Origin of the sequence: Chitinophaga sp. MM2321 (assembly GCF_964033635.1) — a bacterium.
Taxonomy (GTDB): Bacteria; Bacteroidota; Bacteroidia; order Chitinophagales; family Chitinophagaceae; genus Chitinophaga.
The window spans coordinates 4,073,209-4,092,329 of the sequence record NZ_OZ035533.1 but is presented as its reverse complement, the minus strand read 5'-3'; the positions used below and the strand labels follow the sequence as shown (position 1 = coordinate 4,092,329).

The following is a 19,121-nucleotide window of genomic DNA, read 5'->3' as shown; positions in this document are numbered from 1 at the left end:
AGAAACATTTAAATCATGGTGCAGCTAGTTTGTCCGTTCTTTTTTGCCGTTCCGCAATGATATCTCCCAGTCTGTTGAATAATCCTTTCACTTCAACATCTTTGCTGAGCGCCATTTCCAGCCAGGCGCCCCCGCCTTCATAGTAGGCAACGGGGAGGCTATCCCATGCACCGTATTTCTGAAATTCGCTGATGTAATCGACGTACTTTTTACGGTAGGCGGATTGGGTCATCAGGCGGTTGTCAAATTCCATTTCCAACGCCATGTTGTGTTTTTTCGAAAAATCAATGGCGCCGGTAAGGATGGAGTAGGGGGATGCAAGATTAAAGAAGTAATTGGGTTGCTGATAGGCAATATCAAATCCCATTTCCTGCCAGTTGGCCGCACCGGTAGCCCCGTAATAAGGAATCCAGTAGAAACGCTGTTGTTTGGATTGTATAAACTTTGCTACGGTGGGTAAGATCTCTGCTGCGCCGGTATTCTGTTCGGCTACCCAGTAGAATCCCATCAGTTCTATGTGTTTGAAATTGGCCGCTTTCCATTTCGCCAGCGCCGTTTCCACGTACCAGTTGCAGGCTGCTATCCGGTCTTCCGTGTTTTCAAAACTGAGTTGCTTACCATTGAGTTCTCCCCAGTTGGTGAGTTTGCGGATAGGTTCTGGCAACGTGAGTACTACCTTGCGTTTGCGGGTGGGTTGGATATTCTTTTTTGCGAGACTGTCCAGCACATCTTCGAGTGCATGTAGTGCTTTACCGGGTTCGAAATTTCTGTCGAGCAACCATTCCCATTCTTTTTTTCCGGCAGGTGTGGGCTCATAGCCTTCTGCATATTCATTGCCCATGCCATCTTTGAATTCGATGAACAGGAAGCCGTCAAACAACCATTCGGGGCCTTTAGCCGTGTTGCGGAAAATGTAGGGTGCCAACTGATCTTTGGTCCAGGGTTGCCGGTGTGTGCCACCCTGATAGATCAGTGCAAGATCGGAAATGTACGTAGCCGGAAGTGTAGGCTTTTCCGGTACTTCCGGTGTAATGATCTTCTGTTGATCTTCTTTACAGGAGGTGGTTGCAGGTAAGGCCGCCACTGATATGATCATCATTAAAAGGAAAGATATTTTAAGCATATCGATTTCTTTTTTTAAGGTAATTGGTATAATAATATGTCTGCGGCACGGAAATTCTGTGCATCAAAACCCAGGTGGGAGGGTACCAGAATAGTCTACTTTACGGACGGTGGCAGCAGCATAGAAAGTATCAATGGCAAAAGAGTCCGGACGGAATAAAGTACGGTAAGAAAAATCACTACCGGGTTGATAGGCCTCCAATACGGTGGAGGATTCGGTGAGTGGTATTTGCAATAAGTGCTGTACTCCGCTACTGTTGGTAAATGTCACCTCCATGCCGATTGTTGTTTCTTCCGCCTGGCTCCAGTTGATAATAGCATTCCCGTCGTCTTTTAATTCAGCGTCGGTGATGGCCCTGTTGAGCAACCCGCTTTTGTAATTGGGGCCATAAGACCTGCCGGTAATGTAAGTAGGTACGGAACGGATGCCTGCTGTATTCCAGGTGTAGACTTCAAAACTATAAGAGCCTTCCGGCATGTTGGAGAAAAGGTACTCCATGGAATCAATACCGCCTGTTCTGTTTACAGGGATGACAACAGAATCACTTTTGCTGTTATAGTAGATCGTTACACCGGATATTTTGGGATCTGCTATCAGTAGCCAGGAAAGTTTTATCCTGTCGTCTCCGGAAAGGGCTTTAAGCGAATCTACTTTCCCGGTGTAGGTGAGTTCCTTGTGGCCGGTATAATCGAGGTATTGGTCCATTTTTGTGCAACCAGCCACCACGCATACACCCAGTAGTATATAAAGTATGTTGGATATTTTTTTCATGCTGAATATTTAAATCTGAACAATATGATTATTGGGTATCACCCCAGAAGGTGATTTCTGAGAAACTGAGGTTACCGAGCCCCTGCCAGTTCTCCAGGCATTTTATCCGGATGTACCGGAAAGGAGGCAGCCCGTCAGGGAAATTTGCCTGATCACCTCTTAACCATACTTCCTGATCTGCGTCTGTATATTGTTCCACAGGAAGACCGGAAGGTTTTATCTGTTCATAGTACAGGATCTTTGTCCAGTTATTCCAACTACCGTCTGCCGGTGGATTATCAGAACCCCAGAGCTCATATTTCCGCATGCCCCTGTTGAAAAAGCGGTAGTAGTGGTTCAGGCGGAAACGGCTGATATGCGTAGTAACACCCAGGTCGATGGTGATATGAACAGGCTTACCATCGTCAGGGGCATTAGTGGTAACGTTTAGCCAACCGTTGCCGTTGCCATCATAGGGATTGCTGAAAGTGGATGACCATTTTCCGTCCCACGCAAAACGTTTATTGACGTTCCATTCTGAGGCGTAGATAGAACCGTCTCCAGGGAATGTAACATCCCGGAACTTGGATTTATCCAGCATTTTTTCAAATAGTGGTGTGAGCTCCTCATACAGGGTATCCGAGGTGTTGCCCCATTTATCCCGGATAAAAACGCCGTATCTGTCTTGGGTAGCACGCAATCCGCGGAAAGTATAATTCCCTTCTTTGAGGTTGGAATAATAAGTATCCAGTAATCCGAATTGTTGCTGGATTGTATCCTTTCCACAGAAGCCGATTTCCAGATCAAGCCCGGTAGGATTTTCAAATTTAACGTTGATACCACCGAAATCCGCTTTCATCACGAAGGATTTGTATACTTCTGTAAATGGTGGTGGAAGTGGGTGGATCGTTATGGTTACCGGTTCAGACTTTACCTCACTTTTATTCACGGTATATAGTTTTACTTCATAAGGGTCTGTATCGCTGAGTCCTTCTACCAGGATAGAGTTGGTATAGTAGGAAGCCTTGAATTGTCTTGTTATACCCCGGTGTGTAGTTACTTCCGCCAGTACGTATAAAAGATTGGAATTACCAGGAAGTGAATAGGTGATTTTTGCACCACCCGGTGTGGGCGCTGAAACAGGTTTGATTACCTGTTCCGGTGCTGTCGGATCATTTTCTATGGGCTTGAGTTTTTCCTGTTCACAAGCTGAAAGCAGCAGGCTTGCAAAAAGAAAGTAAGTATATAGCTTCATGATGTTTGTATTAAAATTTAATGAGGAAGATTACCATCCGGGATTTTGCACCAGGTTAGTGTTAACGGTGAGGTCGTATTCCTTGAGCGGCCACAGGTAATCCCGTGGCGCCACGAATGTCTGGTTATGCAAAGTCTTGGGACGATAGTACTCGCTGGTAACGCGCTGAAACACATCCCAACCTACTACTGGCTGGTTTTGATAGGCGACGGCCTCTTTCCATCTTCTGATATCCCAGATGCGGGAGCCTTCGAAAGCCATTTCTATGAGCCGCTCCTGGTGAATAATACTCCGCAATCCTTCTTTGGTCGTGTATTTACCCGGGCTGGTGGAATAGTTGGACCAGGATGCTACTACGCCCTGGAGTCCTGCTCTCTGCCGTACTTTATCCAGCCATATGATCGCTTCTGTGCTTTTACCTGTTTCGTTCAGGGCTTCTGCATAGAGCAGATAGAGGTCTGCGAGGCGCATTTCCGGCCAGGGGTAGCTTTCGGTGGTGAAACCTGTACTGGTTTGCGTGTATTTCCAGTTCACCAGCTTCTTGGGCCAGTAACCGGTTACAGAATAAAATTCATCATGCTGCTTGCCTTGTGGTTGTCCGAATTTTGCCTGAATAGTCCAGGCGTTTTCATCTGTACGGTTACTTTGCAGGAACCATACACCTCCGTCAAATCCGAGGCTGGCATAGAAACGGTTTTCACGGTCGAAGTGAAGACGTGCTGTAGTTTGGCCTTCCTGGACATTGAAACGCTCATCATGGGTGGCTGTTCTTAATTCGTACCGGCGACTGTAATTCCAGGTTTTATCTTCATTGATAGGAACGCCATTGTTGCTGTAAAAGGTTTCCGCCATGCGCATCGTGGGCGACAGGTAAGAGCTGAGATAGTTACCATCTGTAAAAGAAGGATCTATTCTACCGATGATACTATACTGCTGGAGTGTATTATCTGTACGACCAGATAAAGACCAGATGATTTCTGTATTCCACCTTTCTGTTACGCTGCCCCGGATACTCAACTGGGTAGTAGTGCCGGGTGAAATCGTCACAAAGGGATCTGCAAATTCATATAGTTTTATACCCACACCTGCACAGGTTTGAAGGGCTGCGTCACATGCCGCTGCTGCTTTTTCCCATTTCGAAGGATCAACGGTGGGATTGAATAAGAGCTGCCCACTTTTGTCTTTAAAAGAAGCATAGTCCGGGTTGCCATTAAAAAGTGGGCTGGCCGCCATTACCAGTAATTTCGCCTTCAGCATTTGCGCTGCGGTTTTGGTGGCTCTCCCCAGTTCTGTTCCACGGTTGGTTATTTCTGCGGGTAATTCATTGGCTGCTTCATCGAGCAGTCCGCTGATATAATCTACCACAAGATCTACCGGTTCCCGTTTTACCTTTACCTCGTCTGGTGTGGCAGAAATAGGGAGATTTTTATCCGTGATGGGAATAGGTCCGTACATCCGTAACAGGTAGAAGTGATAATAGGCTTTAAGGAACTTTACTTCTGCTATCCACCTCTTCTGCATAGCGGGGTCGAGATAGGCAATGTGGCGGGTAGACTCGCCATCCATCATGTTTTCAAGGAAGATATTACAGTCGCGGATGGCCTTGAAGTAAGGTTTGCCATGATTTTCCCCGTCCCAGAAATTCACTAAAGGACTCACGATATTTTGTTCACCCAGCGAAATTTTCCAGGGAGATTGATAGGAGTAGTTGTTCCACCGGTACGTCCACATATCATCTGCTCCCATAAAGAGGATATTGGAAACCGGACCAGCATCAGGCAGATAAGAATAGCAGGTATACAGGTATTTTTCTGCTTCCGTTTTATTGGAAAAGGCATTATCGAGGGTTACCATATTATCCGGCACAATGTCCAGGAAAGATTTTTTACATCCTGTGAATAGTAGTGCTGCTGATAATGCCATCCCACATATACTGTATAAGAAAGTTCTTTTCATGTTGAAGTAATTAATCATTTTGATCGCTTAAAATCCGATGTTCATTCCTATGTTGATGACCCGTTGAACCGGGTATGCGAGACCATTACCTCCCATTTCCACATCCCATAGTTTGAATTTGCTGAGCAGGAACAGGTTGAGTCCATTGGCATAGATGCGACAGGTGCTCAGGCGATATTTCCGCATGTAGCTGTCTGGCAGGTTATAAGCGAGTTCCATTGTTTTAAGACGGAGAAAAGCGCCATTACGCATCCACCAGTTGGAGGTTTGCAGGTTATTGGCCTGCATTTCATGGCTTAACCGGGGCCAGAAAGCGTAGAGGTTGCGGTTATCCTCAGACCAATGGTCGTCTGCTACTACCTGTAATAAGCCCTGTTGCTCTGCAAAAGGAGAAATTGCACGGGGATTAATAAACAGGGAGGAACGGCCGGAGCCCTGGAAGAAGGCGCTGATATCAAATGCGCGGTAAGTGAATGTAAAGCCGAAGCCATAGTTAATTTCCGGAACTGTTGGATAACCCATTGGCACTTTGTCCAGGTCTGTGATCTGTCCGTCGCCATTAATGTCCTGGTATTTGAGATCTCCTGCCAGATAATTTCCATAGTTCTGCCGGGGTGAGTTAGCTACTTCATGTTCATCTATAAAATAGCGTTCCGCTACCAATCCCCACGTCTGTTTGATAGGATATCCTATAGCCGACAGGTACCGGTTTTGCTGCGGATAATTCGGTTCTTCATTGACCAACATTTTACTGGTGGCATAAGTAAAGGTTCCGCGAATGATCAGGGAAGTGTTTTTATTAAAAGCATGTTTGTAATCTCCTGACATGTCTATTCCTTGTCCTGCTGCTTCGCCCACATTGGCTTGTGGTATAGCATTCAGTCCTAAGGAAGTAGGAATGTAGGCACGGCTCATCAGGATATTGGTACGCTTCTCCCGGAAAAAATCTGCTTCCAGGTGAAAACTTTTAAATAGTTCCAGTTCAAATCCCAGGTTCGTTTTATAGGCTTGTTCCCAGGTAATATCTTTGTTTTCATAACGACGGATGGAAACACCGGGTTTACCTTCTGTGAAATTTTCCCCAAACGTATAGGATTTGCCAGGATCGTTGATGACTACATCCGATAAATAGAAAAAGCGGTCGCCTTCGTTCCCGATCTGATCGTTCCCAACCAGTCCGTAAGTACCTCTTAATTTCAGGCGCGACACAACCGGTAACAGGGCTTCAAAGAATTTTTCATTGCTCACGTTCCAGCCGGCACCGATGGAGGGGAAGAAACCAAAACGGTGGCTTCTGTGAAAACGCTCGGAACCATTGTAACCGAAGTTAAATTCTGTCATCAGGCGGTTATCATAATCGTAAGTCAACCGGCCGGAAAGCCCCTGGTTACGGTGTGGAAGGGACATGATCAATGTTGTCTCATTGGCGGATAGCTGGTTGTTCATAATAGTGATCAGCATCGCACCGATATTATGTTTCTCCCTGATCGTAGTATTGTAATTCAGCGCCGCTTCCATGTAGGTATATGTGTTCAGCACTTTTATACCCGGCGTATAATTGAGGTATTCCGTACCATCTTTTTCATTCAGCAATGTAAGGCCCCGCATGCCTTCCTCCGGATCTATGCTGGCACTGTAATAGAAGGGATGATACTGGCGGCTCATATTGAAAAAGGAGTAACGCTTGGTATAGGTCATCAGGCGTGCAGAAAGCCCTTTCGTCAGAAAATGAAGGTCCTGCTTCAACTCCAGTTGTGCAATGAGTGTAGAGCTGGTTTCCTGTTGAAATCCAGCTACGGAATTAGCGAAGGGATTGTTATAAAAACCACCATCGCCGGTTTTCATGTTACCAAACAAAGGATGTTTTTCATCCGGCGCGAAGCTGGAAGGGAAATAGGCAGGAAACAGTACGGGATTGGCTGTCATTGCCTGTCTGAATATTTCAGAACCACCTCCTATTGGGCCGTTATAATCATTGAAGCGACCGGAAGTTCTCACGATAGCCTCAGTGGTGGGCGTGAGTTTTATGTTAATATTGGAACGGATCTCGTAGTTGCGGGTTTTGACATTACTGTTGAAATTATTTTCCGAGATGCTGCGCAACACGCCGTTATCAATATTGTAGGTGCCGGAGATATAATATTGCGCGCGGTCTACGCCGCCGGTTACGTTGGCGTTATACCGCTGGTTGTTGGTATTGTCTTTCGCCAGTTGTTTGATCCAGTTATTATTTGGATAGAGATAGGGGTCGTCTCCGGCAGCGGTATGTGCAATCTTGCTTTGCGCATATGGCCTGCTGGTAAGTGGATTCCTGGTCAGCACTGCTTCATTGGCGAGATTCATATAATCGATGTTATCTGCCAGTTTAAAATTACTGGTATTGGAAGAGGTGGAATTCTCTACCCGTACATTGAATTTTGTATCTCCTTTCTGTCCGGATTTAGTGGTGATCAGTATCACCCCGTTTGCGCCCCTGGCGCCATAGAGGGAGGATGCGGTGGCATCTTTCAGGATAGAGAAACCGGAGATATCATCTGGTTGTATGCGGGCGAGATCGTTGGTCGTCATTTCCATTCCATCAATCAGGATGAGCGGATCTACTTTACCGGTACCAAAGGAAGTAACGCCGCGGATAAAGAATTCCGCATTATCTTTTCCCGGTTCCCCACTGCGCTGGTAAGAAATGACACCGGCCAGCCGTCCGGCGAGCATCGTGGTAAGGTTGCTGGTAGGACCTTTCAGTTCTTTGGGGTTAATGGTGGTGACAGCGCCGACCATGCTCGTTTTCTTTTGCGTGCCGAAAGCAACGATGGCCACTTCGCCCAGTTTACTGTCTATTGTTTGCAGGATAGTATTCAACACGGTACTCCGGCTGATAGCTACCTCTTTCTTTTCGAACCCGATAAAACTGAACACCAGTATATCCTTCATGGGTATACGAAAACTATAGTTGCCGGCAGCATCTGTTTGTACTCCTTTCTGCGGGGCCGATTTCAGCGTGATAGATACCCCGGGCAAAGGTAGCCCGGTAGTATCGGTCACCTTACCCCTGATGAGGATACTGGTATCTGCTACAGTGGCATCGCCCACGCCCGTTGGCAGTTCGTCCCATTCTTTTTCTTTGATGATGATGGTTTTGCCGATAATAGAATAGGTAAAAGGTTTGTTTTTTAAACAAACTTCCACCGCTTCCCCCAGGGATACATTGGATACGGCTATATCAATATCCTGCACCTGTTGCAGCATTTTTCGGTCGCCGATAAAACTGCAGCCTGTTTGCTTCCTGATGGATTTAAGTACTTCCAGCAGGGATGCATCCTTTTTATAAATGGTTACTTTCTGAGCAAAAGCCCCGGCAGTAACCTGTAAGGTGGCTGCAATCATCAAGACCAGTGTCAATTTCATAAACAACAGTGTTGTGGCAGGCAGGCGGTATACCCACGCGCCAGGTTTGACCTTTCGTTTAAAAAGCATAATTTTGATGTGCTTGGTTTAATTTAAAAAATTTCATTCAGTCCATTGGGTGGAAGGATTAGTTCAGGCAATACAAATCCGGGCGCGTCGTAAGCGCGCCTGTATTTTTTACCTGCTCCTTCATGTTTGTTGAGGAATTACATCATATTTGTTTGGTTGATACTGTTGGTGACGTACGTTTAAGGCTGCACAATTATTTCATTGTTCACTGTTTTGAAATGGATTTTCCCGGTCATCTCCAGCATTTTTAATACGGCTGTTAAATCTTCTTTCCGGGAAATATCTCCTATAAAAGCTTTGCTACTTATATTTCCTTCGTAGGATACGCGTACATCATACCAGCGTTCAATCTGCCGCATGATGCCCTTGATATTGTCATTGAAGATAAAGCGGCCATCTTTCCAGGCCATTTCCTGTTCCACGTCTGCTGGATGTATCTCAAAACCGGTATCGTTGTGTTGCAATACTGCCTGCTGACCAGGCTGCAGTGTTTTTATGGCGGTACCGCGGGACACTGCCACGGCGCCTTCTGCCAAAGTGGTGCGGATGCAATCTTCTTCGGGGTACGCCATGATATTGAAATGCGTGCCCAGTACATGCACCTGCATATCTCCGGCCTTTACAATGAAAGGTTTCGCCGCGTTTTTTGCTACTTCAAAATATACTTCTCCTGTCATCTCCACTATTCTTTCATTGCCGGTAAATGAAACCGGGAAACGGATAGAAGATGCTGCATTCAGAAAAGCCCGGGTACCGTCCTGCAACAACACTTCGTATTGGCCGCCACGTGGGGTGGCCAGCGTGTTGTATGCCATTGTTTCCTGGCCATGCTGCGGGTTATATTGTAAAACCCCTGCAGTTATTTTCAGGATCTGGCCCTTTCCGGTCAGTGCTGCGTTGCCGGTGCTATCCAGTTCTACTATGCTGCCGTCCGCCAGTTGCAATGTCGCTTTATTGCTTCCTGGCCGGGTGGTGTGCGCATATGTTCCGGTTGGCTTTTTTTTATGTTGCTGTTGCCATATCATATAGCCGCCACTTAGCAGCAACACCGTGATGGCAGCTGCATAGACCAGTTTCTTCTTCCAGTTCAACAGGGATACAACCCCCGGTTCCTGCTGATCAATTTCTTTCAGGATGCGGCCCAGTAATTGTTTATCTGCCGGCAGCCATACCCGTTGTTGTTCCAGGAGTTCCGTATATTCAACCAGCAGGCCTTGTACTTCCTGTAGTGGCTGACTGAAGATCCATTGCTCAAATGATTCATGCTCCTCCGGGGTATAGTTCCCGGCAGCAAACCTTTCCACAAAATGTCGTGCTTCATCTTTATTCATTAGAAAGCTTGATTTTTGTTACACCTGCAGATATAAGACACCCGGGGTGAAGAATAAGACAGGTCAGGGATTAATTTTTTTTTATTTTTTGAATAGCGAGAGAAAAATAACCAGGGATACGGTAAGATCTCCGTGCTTCTGAAGATATTCCCGGATAAAATCCGATGCTGCGTAGAGGTGTTGCTTTACAGCAGAAGTAGATATATTTAACTGTTGGGCAATTTCATGTGTATTGAGCCCGCTTTCATGGTTCAGCCTGAAAACTTCCTGCCGGCGTTTCGGGAGTTTATTAATGGCGTCTTTTGCGATTTCATAGTATTGTTTGTATTGCAGGAGTTCGTTAGCGTCAGCATCTTCGCGTGTATCTGCCGATGTCATCAGGTTATGCACCCGCATCTTTACTTTGCTGCTCCTGAAATAATTGAGTACCTGGTTCCGGGTAACCCTGAAGAGGAAACTGCGCAGGGACCTGATTCCTGCGAGGGTATCCCTTTTGAGCCAGATTTTGGTGAATACATTCTGGAGAATATCTTCCGCATCTTCCCTGGAGCGGATAAACAAATAAATATACCGGTACAATTCTCCCGCATACTGTTCATACAGTTGTATGAAAGCAACTCTTTCTCCCTTAACCAGGCCATCCAGTATATCAGCTTCAGTAGATAAATTGTTCATATCCGGTGTGCGCAATAATTGATGCCGTCACTTTGCAGCAGTTATTTTTACGGCCTTTAAATTTAGTCAAAAGGGTTTGAAATCCAAATAATTGGGGATTTTTTGGTTGGTAAACAGGTCTTAATAAAAAAATAAAAGAGTTTTTTATCTTTTATTATGGTGGAATATTATACCTTTGTTTTGAAAAAGGAAAATCAATGTTTTCAAAGACCTGCGAATATGCGATTCGTGCGATGATTTTTATTGCACACAAATCGAAAGATGGTAATAAAGTTGGGATTAAAGAAATTGCAAAAGGGATTGACTCACCGGAATCTTTTATTGCCAAAATATTACAGGATCTGAGCAGGAAAGGGCTGGTGCAATCTCTAAAAGGACCAAATGGCGGTTTTTATCTCGATAATAAATCTTTAAAATGTTCATTGGCTGATATCGTAACAGAGGTAGATGGGGATAAACTTTTTTCCGGTTGTGGGTTAGGACTTAAACAGTGTTCAGAATCCCATCCATGTCCCATCCACCACGAGTTTAAGAAAGTGAGAGCAGAAATTAAACAGATGCTTGAGAAAGCAAAGTTGGGTGAATTTACCGCCCAGCTGGACCTGAACCTCACATTCCTGAGACGGAAATAGTTTTTTTTGATATAATAAAAGATAAAAAGGTATTAATATCGTTTAATATGAATAGAAGAAAATCAGCTGGCATTATCTTTTTAACCTTTGTCGCTTTCCTGGCACAACCTTTATCCGTTTGTGCGCAGGGCATGAGTCCCTATACCTTTTCCTTTCATTCAAAAGAAGCACGGTTAATGGTCCTGTACGGACTGCTGCTGACATTGATCCTGGTTGTACTGGTACTCAGCAACAAAGTGAATAAGATGCGGGCTGTAAACAAAAAGGAGCGGAGCAAAGAAGGGGCGCAGACCTTTAAGGAGTATTTCAACGACTTTAGCAGTGAGCAGATCGATGCCTGTCTGCAATACAAACAAAGAAAAAACAAACACCCGCAAAGTGGCAGCGGCGCCTCATCCGCATTGCTGGTACTGGGACTGACAAGCATCTTTACTTTTTTCAGTAACAGTGTTTCAGCACAGGGAGAGGCATCTCCCTCCCTGTTGAACGAACCGGGGATCATCATTACCATTGTACTCCTGCTGATTCCCATCATCCTGGGGGTTATCTTCCTGGTGACAAAAGTGATGTATGCGTTAAAGCAACACCGCAACAAACTAAACCTGGAGGCAGCGGAGAAGCTGGCAGCTTATATCAGTACCCAGCCGGAGGAGGAAATAGAAGCGGCCTTAAAGAAGCGTAAAGCCGCTTTGGACTACCAGCTGAAAAACCAGGAACTGGCCGGTTCTCATAAAGCCGAAGATGAAAAAGGCTTGCTGCACATCAATGTTAATAAAGGATTGCCCATAGTGGCTATCAAAAAGAAAGCAGTAAAACGCCCCAATATAGATCCGGCGCTGTCCAGGCTTATACTTTGGTATATTGGCTGTGCTACCTTCTGGCTGCTGTTTGGCACCACGGTGGGAGAATATATCGGGATCAAATTTGTGGCCCCGGATGCAGACCACGTCAGCTGGTTAAGTTTTGGCCGTTTACGTCCCGTACATACCAATGCAGTCTTCTGGGGCTGGGCATCACTGGGTATGCTGGGCCTGGGATATTACGTGGTACCCCGGGTAAGCAACACGGCGCTGGCGAGTCTTAAAAAAGGCTGGTATACCCTTTACCTGATCAATGCGGCGGTTATTTTAGGTACCCTCTGCCTGTTGGCAGGGATCAACAACGGCGGTGGTGAATACCGTGAATATATATGGCCGGTAATGCTATTGTTTGGTATCGGGCTGGCATTAACACTGGTCAACTTTTTACAGACCATCGCCAGGCGCACCACCAAAGAAATTTACATCGCCAATTGGTATATCGTTTCTGCCATCATTTTTGCCATCGTGATAGCGGTGGTTGCCTATGTTCCTTACTGGCAGGACGGCCTGGGCGAAACCATTATCCAGGGCTATTACATGCACCAGGGCGTAGGCATGTGGTTCATGTTATTTACTCTGGGGATCGTTTATTATTTTCTGCCGCAGCAACTCAACAAGCCTATTTATTCCTATAGCTTAGGGATCCTTGCCTTCTGGACGCAGATCCTTTTTTATACGCTGATCGGTACGCACCATTTTGTATTCAGTGCTATTCCCTGGTGGTTACAAACCATTGCTATTGTAGGTAGCGGCGGGATGGCGATTCCTGTGATTGCAGGTACCACCAACTTCCTCATGACCTTTAAAGGCGCGTGGTATAAGATTAAAGACAGTTATACGCTGCCGTTTTTCCTGGTAGGGATCATCTTCTATTTCACGGGGTCTATGCAGGGCACCGCAGAAGCCTTCCGCTCCACCAACCTGATCTGGCACTTTACCGATTTCACGGTGGCGCATTCTCATCTCACCATGTACGGTATTATCTGCTTTTTCCTTTGGGCGGCTATTTATGCTGTAGTACCGCGTCTCACCGGTAAAGAGGCGCCGCAGATAACCATCGGCGCCCATTTCTGGCTGGCACTTATCGGGATGCTTTTTTATACCATCCCGTTAATGTATGGCAGCACGCTGAAAGGACTGATGTGGTTAGCCGGCAAGCCATTCATCGACAGCGTGGTGATGATGGCGCCCTACTGGCTATGGAGGGCAATCGGCGGCAGCCTGATGTGGTTGTCTCACCTGTTCTTTGCATACAACATGTATAGGATGCTGGTAAACGATGGCGTGGTGGATGTAACGGAGAGGACTATACGTCAATTAGCAGAAAAGGAATCCGGCGCACAAACTATTTAAATAAAATATTCAGTTCAGCATGGAATTATTCGATAATCATAAGAAACTTTTTACCACTGCATTTTTATTTTTTGCAGGACTTACGATACTCGTTGCCATTATGCCGGCGATCAGTAATCAGCAAAACAATGCGCCCCTGCCCGATGCAAAGCCACTGAGCGAAGATGCAGTGAAAGGAAAGGCCATCTTCGTAGCGAATGGCTGCGTGGCCTGTCATACCCAACAGGTGCGCAATGTGGACATGGATAAAATGTGGGGCGAACGCCCGGGTATGGCGGCAGACTATGCAGATAACCACCGCACAGATATATGGCGCAACACTGCTACCCTGATGGGAACAGAGCGCACAGGACCGGATCTCACAAATATAGGAAGCCGGCAGCCCAGCAAAGACTGGAACCTGGTACACCTGTACAATCCGAGAATAGTAGTGAAGGAATCTATCATGCCTTCCTATGAGTGGTTGTTCTCCATCAAGGAAACACCCGCGAAAACAGATGTAGTGGTAAACGTGCCGGAAGCCTATCTGAATGGCGCAACAGGAAAAGTAGTTGCTTCAAAAGATGCCTTATACCTGATCGCTTACCTGCAATCGCTCAAACAAACCAAACTATCTGATAGCAGCGCAACACCAGGTTTTTTATATAAAAGAACAGTGGAAAAAGCACCAGCCAATGGATCACCAGCAGGACCGGATGGTAAAGCAATTTTTACAGCTAACTGCCAGAGCTGCCATCAGGCCAACGGAGAAGGATTAAAGGGTGCTTTCCCTCCACTGAAAGGAAGCCCGGTTGTATTGGGCGACAACCTGGAATTATATGTGGACATTGTAATGAACGGATATGATGCGAGAGCCGACTATGGCGTCATGCCACCGGTAGGCACCAACATGAACTTTACCGAAGAAGAAGTAGCCGCCCTGATCAACTATGAGAGAAACAGCTGGGGAAATAACGGTCAGCCGGTTACATCGCAGGAAGTTAAAAAGATCATGGATTTTGTAAAACTGAAAGCCAGCAAGTAATGAAAAGAATCATCCTGACAGCTTTTGTCGTATTAACAGGTTTACAAGCATTGGCCTGCCCGGTTTGTGAAAGACAGCAGAAAGGGATACTGGGCGGCTTTACACATGGAGGTACGCCCGGCAGTAACTGGGATTACCTGATTGTATGGGTCACCGTTATCATCGTGCTCTTCACCCTTTTCTTCTCCGTAAAATGGCTGGTCCATCCCGGAGAAAAATCGGATAGCCATATTAAAAGGAACATTTTAAACAATGAATAACATGGATGAAGAAAGCACCATATTTATTTTTATAGATGATGAGCCAAGGCCCATTGCCGAAGTAAAATCACCGGTAAATTTTGAGCTGGACACACGTAAGCTGGTAGATGGTAATCATACGTTGAAGGTGGTCAGCAAGGATCCCTCCGGCAAAGAAGGGATCCGCCTTATTCCCTTTGTAGTACGCAACGGCCCCGCCATTGCGATTGAAGGGATCAGGGAAAATGCGGTAGTAGATGGTGTATTGCCATTGATGATCAATGCGTATGGAAAAGGAGATCAGAAATCTTTCCTGATTGAAGGCAGTGAAACCCCGCAAAGTATCCCCGCGTGGGTATGGACGCTGATCATTGGCTTCGCCGGATGGGCGATGTACTACCTGGCAAGATATATTTCCTTAACACAATAAAGGGTTATGCAAGACACAAAAGAGATCACAACAATGGACGATATACGGCTCCTGGTAGACACCTTTTATGGCAGGATACGGGAACACGCATTGCTGGGCCCCATCTTCAACGGTATCCTGGAGGGCCGCTGGCCTGCACACCTGGAGAAGATGTACCGGTTCTGGCAAACCGTTCTATTGCAGGAGCATACCTACTATGGCAGCCCTTTTCTACCACATGCCAAACTACCTGTACAACAGGAACATTTTGATGCCTGGCTGCAATTGTGGTATGCCACCATCGATGAATACTTTGAAGGAGAGAAAGCCAGAGAAGCGAAATGGAGAGGAGATAAGATGGCTATCATGTTTCTCTCAAAAATTAACTATTACAACAGCAACCCCGGAACACCACTGCTATGATAACAAAAGTAGAACAACCACTGGTGCTGATTTGCATCTTTACCTGGCTGGGTTTCGTATTGTCAATCAGCTTTATGGAAGCCTGGATAAAGTTCAGGGCGCCCGGCGTCACACTTCCTATCGGGCTGAGTATCGGACGGCTGGTATTTAATGCATTGAATAAAGTAGAATGGGGATTTGCTGTTGTTGTGATGATCGGTGCAGTCATGAGCAATACACCGATTCTTTCGGGACGGAATATTTTCCTGCTGATTATACTCATTATATTAATCGTACAAACATGCTGGCTCTTGCCCTGGCTGGGTCAGAGAGCAGCATTATATATCTCCGGAAAACCGGTACCATCTTCCAGTCTGCATCTTTATTTTATAGGAGTGGAAATCATCAAAACGGGTTGCCTGATCATTTCAGGAATATCACTTTTTAAACAATGAATGATCTTTAAAAAAACAAAACATGTCTACTACACTCGAAAAAACGATAGGAGAATGGGTAGCTTCCGACTACCGCACCGCCGCAGTATTTAAAAAACACAACATTGATTTCTGCTGCAATGGCAACAGGTCTGTTGAAGAAGCTTGCAGACCCATTAATACGGACGCCGTGCAGGTGAAACTCGAAATCCTGCAGGTTATAGAATCGGCGGCCAACAAAGAAAATGCTACCAACGATTACAAATCCTGGCCGCTGGATCTGTTAGCAGATTACATCGAGAAAAAGCACCACCGCTATGTATCAACACAAATACCCGTGCTGGAAAATTACCTGGATAAACTATGCAAGGTACATGGGGAAAAGCACCCGGAACTTTTTGAAATAAGAACATTATTTGCCGGGGGAGCAGGCGAGCTGACCATGCATATGAAAAAAGAGGAACTGATGTTATTTCCTTTTATCCGGAAAATGGTGCAGGCAAAAGAACAGAAAAGCGGTGCTGTTGCAGCGTCGTTCGGAACCGTGCAAAACCCTATCCGCATGATGATGCACGAGCATGATGCGGAAGGGGAAAGATATAGAAAGATCAGGGAACTAGCGGATAGCTATACACCGCCGGCAGATGCCTGTAATACTTACCGGGTCACCTATGCGTTGCTGAACGAATTTGAAGAAGACCTGCACCTGCATATCCACCTGGAAAACAATATTCTTTTCCCTAAGTCTATAGAAATGGAAACGGCCATGACGGCTTAGTTGTATATAGTCACCCTTAAATGATTTACATATGGCCAGTAGCAGACCTATAAAAAGAAATGAGCACATCATGCCGCTTTCCAGGGAACATCATATGGGGTTGCTGTTTTGCTGGAAATTAAGACAGGGCGTAAAAAGAGAGATTGCACCTGACAGGATCAGAAAGTATATCAATTACTTTTGGGACACCCATTTGAAACAACATTTTGAAGAAGAAGAGAACATCCTGTTTAACCAGGTGAAACATAAATTTTGTGATGAAGCTATTGTGCAACACCAGCAGATAACGGATATGATACAACGTATCAATACTGCCGGAAAGGAGGTTCCTGGTATTTACACCTCGTTGGCCGCATTGATAGACCAGCATATCCGTTTTGAAGAAAGAGAGCTGTTTCCTTACCTGGAATCTGCATTGTCTGCAAAAAGCCTTTCCAATATCGGGATTCAATTAAAAAACATGCACGCAGTAACCCCGGTAGATAATTATCAGGATGAATTTTGGGTTAAAGTGTAATTTAGGGGATATGATGGAGGCAATAACAGATGATATTATTATAAAGGTACTGCATGACGGGGAAGAGAGTGAACTGAAAACGCATACCGGCGAATACAGGAACCTCATGATGTTGATCAGTGACAAAATTTATGTAGAAGATTTTGGTGAATGTAGAGGAATAGGCAGGTGTGGCACCTGTCTTGTTGAAATAATATCGAGTGAGCTTCCTTTATCGAAATTAGGCAGGAATGAAGAAGCAACTATTTATAAGGCCGGGATCGAAAATGATAATGTGCGGTTGGCTTGCCAGATCCTGGTCGATCATTCCTTGAATAACAGCACTATACGGTTGTGGCAGGAGTGAGGTGTCATAAATGATTTTCCAAACCAGCCGGATAAGTGCTGTGGTATTGTTAATCTTCAGTTTTGGTCAGCTGCTTTTCCAGCAAATTACCATCAATCATAGCCCATTGCTCAATGATCTTACCATCTTTCAGCCGGAAGAAGCGGTAACCTTTTGTGGATACTTCTTTTCCGGTTGCAGGTATCCCTCTCCAGGTACCGATATGTTTCATGCGCATGGTAATTTTTATTATGCTTTTATCTCCCTCTGTTACCTGATCCTCCACAATGGTGTGGTGAGCAAAAGATGCGGAAGTAACCCTGATCCATTTTTTTACCCCTTCGGCGCCGGCGGGGAAAGTATCGGGAAGCGAATGATCAATAAAATCAGGATGCAGATAAGATTCCGTTAAGTGTATGGCTTGTTGGTTCCATACTTCTTCTATAAATTTCAATACGATTGGTGCGGTCATAAATATATTTTTATAACCACAAAAGTAGACCGGCAGCAGTATATTCACCTGTGACGAACGTCACAAAAAAGCGGGGTTGGTTTATTTTATTCTTTTCCGGATGCGGCTCAACGATTCCCGGGTGATGCCCAGGTAAGAAGCTAACTGGCTCACGGGGATCCGTTGAATAAAGAAGGGAGCATGCGTAAGCAGGTAACTGTATCGCTCTTCGGGGGAATACAGTTTGAAGAAGTTGGCATGTTCTTCCTGTTCTATCAACAATGATTCCAGCAGGCTTCTGCCAAAAAGCTCTATCTCAGCGGAAAGTGTATACAAACTAAGAAGATTCTGCTTTTCAAAACTATACGTCTGCAATGGCTCCATCGCCTGTAGATTGTATGCGGACGCGGCTTCTGACCGTAGACTTTTGAGATTGGTTACAAAGGTATCTTCAAAATAAAAACAGAGATTGATCATCTTCCCATCTTTATCCTGAAAAGCCTTGATAGCGCCTTTTTCAATAAAATAAATCTCGCTGCACTTTGCTCCTTCTTTCAGCAGGAGAGCGCCTTTCGGCCATTGTTTTATCTTTCCATGCTGCAATAAAAGTGTAAATGACTCCTCAGATAACGAGGAGATGCCTGATACTTTCTCTCTTAATTTTTCAGTATGAATATTTTCCGGCATGAAGCAGCTGACTATTGATCAGTACGAAGATAAGTGAAAAAGGCGGCCCGGGAAGCCCCCATGATGCAGCAGTCAGCAAAAAACATTATTGATCTATTTCCTGATAAGATGCCCTGTCTATTTGAATGTTTAATCTTTTAAGCATGCCGGCCAAATCGAAACCCTGTTTTTCATATGCGGCTGTTGCGGCTTGTCTGGCATTGATAAAAGCCTCCTCATTTTCCCATATAACCACGGTTACAAAGCTGAATTGAGCTTCCGTTGTGAGTTGTTCATAGGCATGGTCTGCTATAAAGCCTGGCAGGCTTTTGATAAAGGCCCGTCTTACCCGCACCTGGTTATAGAATTCTTCTTTAGCAGCGGAAGGAACGATGAATTTGTCAATTAAGATATGTGCTTTCATTTTTGTGTCTTTTAATCTTTTTAAAGAACACAAAATTAGTGGG

General features: G+C 45.4%; 20 protein-coding genes. 10 read left to right on the top strand and 10 right to left on the bottom strand.

Annotated features, from left to right (window positions below; translation table 11 throughout):
• Window positions 1-13: 13 nt before the first annotated feature.
• The 7 genes from ABQ275_RS15810 to ABQ275_RS15780 all read right to left on the bottom strand — a co-directional run bounded on the left by ABQ275_RS15810 (window position 14) and on the right by ABQ275_RS15780 (window position 10,564).
• The gene (locus ABQ275_RS15810) at window positions 14-1,123 is read right to left on the bottom strand and encodes a DUF4855 domain-containing protein (protein WP_349314117.1); all 1,110 of its coding nucleotides are present in this window, start codon (window positions 1,121-1,123) and stop codon (window positions 14-16) included.
• A gap of 63 nt (window positions 1,124-1,186) precedes the next feature.
• The gene (locus ABQ275_RS15805) at window positions 1,187-1,894 is read right to left on the bottom strand and encodes a DUF4998 domain-containing protein (protein WP_349314116.1); all 708 of its coding nucleotides are present in this window, start codon (window positions 1,892-1,894) and stop codon (window positions 1,187-1,189) included.
• Between the two features lie 28 nt (window positions 1,895-1,922).
• Complete coding sequence (locus ABQ275_RS15800) at window positions 1,923-3,128, bottom strand: DUF5000 domain-containing lipoprotein (RefSeq protein WP_349314115.1); 1,206 nt, start codon at window positions 3,126-3,128, stop codon at window positions 1,923-1,925.
• A gap of 30 nt (window positions 3,129-3,158) precedes the next feature.
• Window positions 3,159-5,084, bottom strand: a complete 1,926-nt coding sequence (locus ABQ275_RS15795) for a RagB/SusD family nutrient uptake outer membrane protein (protein WP_349314114.1) — start codon at window positions 5,082-5,084, stop codon at window positions 3,159-3,161.
• A 27-nt stretch (window positions 5,085-5,111) separates the two neighbouring features.
• Window positions 5,112-8,489, bottom strand: coding sequence for a TonB-dependent receptor (locus tag ABQ275_RS15790; RefSeq protein WP_349314113.1), 3,378 nt, complete (start codon window positions 8,487-8,489; stop codon window positions 5,112-5,114).
• A 248-nt stretch (window positions 8,490-8,737) separates the two neighbouring features.
• Window positions 8,738-9,889: a FecR domain-containing protein gene (locus tag ABQ275_RS15785; RefSeq protein WP_349314112.1), complete on the bottom strand. Its 1,152-nt coding sequence runs from the start codon at window positions 9,887-9,889 to the stop codon at window positions 8,738-8,740.
• Between the two features lie 81 nt (window positions 9,890-9,970).
• On the bottom strand, window positions 9,971-10,564 hold the full coding sequence (locus tag ABQ275_RS15780; RefSeq protein ID WP_349314111.1) for an RNA polymerase sigma-70 factor: 594 nt from the start codon (window positions 10,562-10,564) through the stop codon (window positions 9,971-9,973).
• 197 nt (window positions 10,565-10,761) lie between these two features.
• Here ABQ275_RS15780 and ABQ275_RS15775 point away from each other — a divergent pair, with 197 nt between their 5' ends.
• Genes ABQ275_RS15775 through ABQ275_RS15730 form a run of 10 tightly spaced genes read left to right on the top strand, consistent with a single transcriptional unit; the run spans window position 10,762 to window position 17,558 of the window.
• Window positions 10,762-11,196: an Rrf2 family transcriptional regulator gene (locus ABQ275_RS15775; RefSeq protein WP_349314110.1), complete on the top strand. Its 435-nt coding sequence runs from the start codon at window positions 10,762-10,764 to the stop codon at window positions 11,194-11,196.
• 47 nt (window positions 11,197-11,243) lie between these two features.
• Window positions 11,244-13,409, top strand: coding sequence for a cbb3-type cytochrome c oxidase subunit I (locus ABQ275_RS15770; protein ID WP_349314109.1), 2,166 nt, complete (start codon window positions 11,244-11,246; stop codon window positions 13,407-13,409).
• A gap of 19 nt (window positions 13,410-13,428) precedes the next feature.
• The gene (locus tag ABQ275_RS15765; RefSeq protein ID WP_349314108.1) at window positions 13,429-14,433 is read left to right on the top strand and encodes a cbb3-type cytochrome c oxidase subunit II; all 1,005 of its coding nucleotides are present in this window, start codon (window positions 13,429-13,431) and stop codon (window positions 14,431-14,433) included.
• A complete protein-coding gene (locus ABQ275_RS15760) occupies window positions 14,433-14,693 on the top strand; it encodes a hypothetical protein (protein ID WP_349314107.1) in 261 nt (86 codons plus the stop codon). The genes ABQ275_RS15765 and ABQ275_RS15760 overlap by 1 nt, the downstream gene beginning before the upstream one ends.
• A 1-nt stretch (window position 14,694) precedes the next feature.
• Window positions 14,695-15,102 (top strand): cytochrome C, encoded by a 408-nt coding sequence (locus ABQ275_RS15755; RefSeq protein ID WP_349314106.1) that lies wholly within the window; start codon window positions 14,695-14,697, stop codon window positions 15,100-15,102.
• A gap of 6 nt (window positions 15,103-15,108) precedes the next feature.
• Window positions 15,109-15,504: a group III truncated hemoglobin gene (locus tag ABQ275_RS15750; protein WP_349314105.1), complete on the top strand. Its 396-nt coding sequence runs from the start codon at window positions 15,109-15,111 to the stop codon at window positions 15,502-15,504.
• Window positions 15,501-15,938, top strand: coding sequence for a hypothetical protein (locus tag ABQ275_RS15745; protein ID WP_349314104.1), 438 nt, complete (start codon window positions 15,501-15,503; stop codon window positions 15,936-15,938). Before ABQ275_RS15750 ends, ABQ275_RS15745 begins: the two co-directional genes overlap by 4 nt.
• 22 nt (window positions 15,939-15,960) lie before the next feature.
• On the top strand, window positions 15,961-16,695 hold the full coding sequence (gene ric, locus ABQ275_RS15740) for an iron-sulfur cluster repair di-iron protein (protein WP_349314103.1): 735 nt from the start codon (window positions 15,961-15,963) through the stop codon (window positions 16,693-16,695).
• 31 nt (window positions 16,696-16,726) lie between these two features.
• Window positions 16,727-17,212 (top strand): hemerythrin domain-containing protein, encoded by a 486-nt coding sequence (locus tag ABQ275_RS15735; protein ID WP_349314102.1) that lies wholly within the window; start codon window positions 16,727-16,729, stop codon window positions 17,210-17,212.
• 10 nt (window positions 17,213-17,222) lie between these two features.
• Window positions 17,223-17,558, top strand: a complete 336-nt coding sequence (locus ABQ275_RS15730; protein WP_349314101.1) for a 2Fe-2S iron-sulfur cluster-binding protein — start codon at window positions 17,223-17,225, stop codon at window positions 17,556-17,558.
• 49 nt (window positions 17,559-17,607) lie between these two features.
• Here ABQ275_RS15730 and ABQ275_RS15725 read toward each other — a convergent pair whose 3' ends face one another.
• The 3 genes from ABQ275_RS15725 to ABQ275_RS15715 all read right to left on the bottom strand — a co-directional run bounded on the left by ABQ275_RS15725 (window position 17,608) and on the right by ABQ275_RS15715 (window position 19,078).
• Window positions 17,608-18,009: an ester cyclase gene (locus ABQ275_RS15725; RefSeq protein WP_349314100.1), complete on the bottom strand. Its 402-nt coding sequence runs from the start codon at window positions 18,007-18,009 to the stop codon at window positions 17,608-17,610.
• Between the two features lie 81 nt (window positions 18,010-18,090).
• On the bottom strand, window positions 18,091-18,675 hold the full coding sequence (locus ABQ275_RS15720; RefSeq protein ID WP_349314099.1) for a Crp/Fnr family transcriptional regulator: 585 nt from the start codon (window positions 18,673-18,675) through the stop codon (window positions 18,091-18,093).
• An 85-nt stretch (window positions 18,676-18,760) separates the two neighbouring features.
• Window positions 18,761-19,078, bottom strand: coding sequence for an antibiotic biosynthesis monooxygenase (locus tag ABQ275_RS15715; protein ID WP_349314098.1), 318 nt, complete (start codon window positions 19,076-19,078; stop codon window positions 18,761-18,763).
• Window positions 19,079-19,121: the final 43 nt, after the last annotated feature.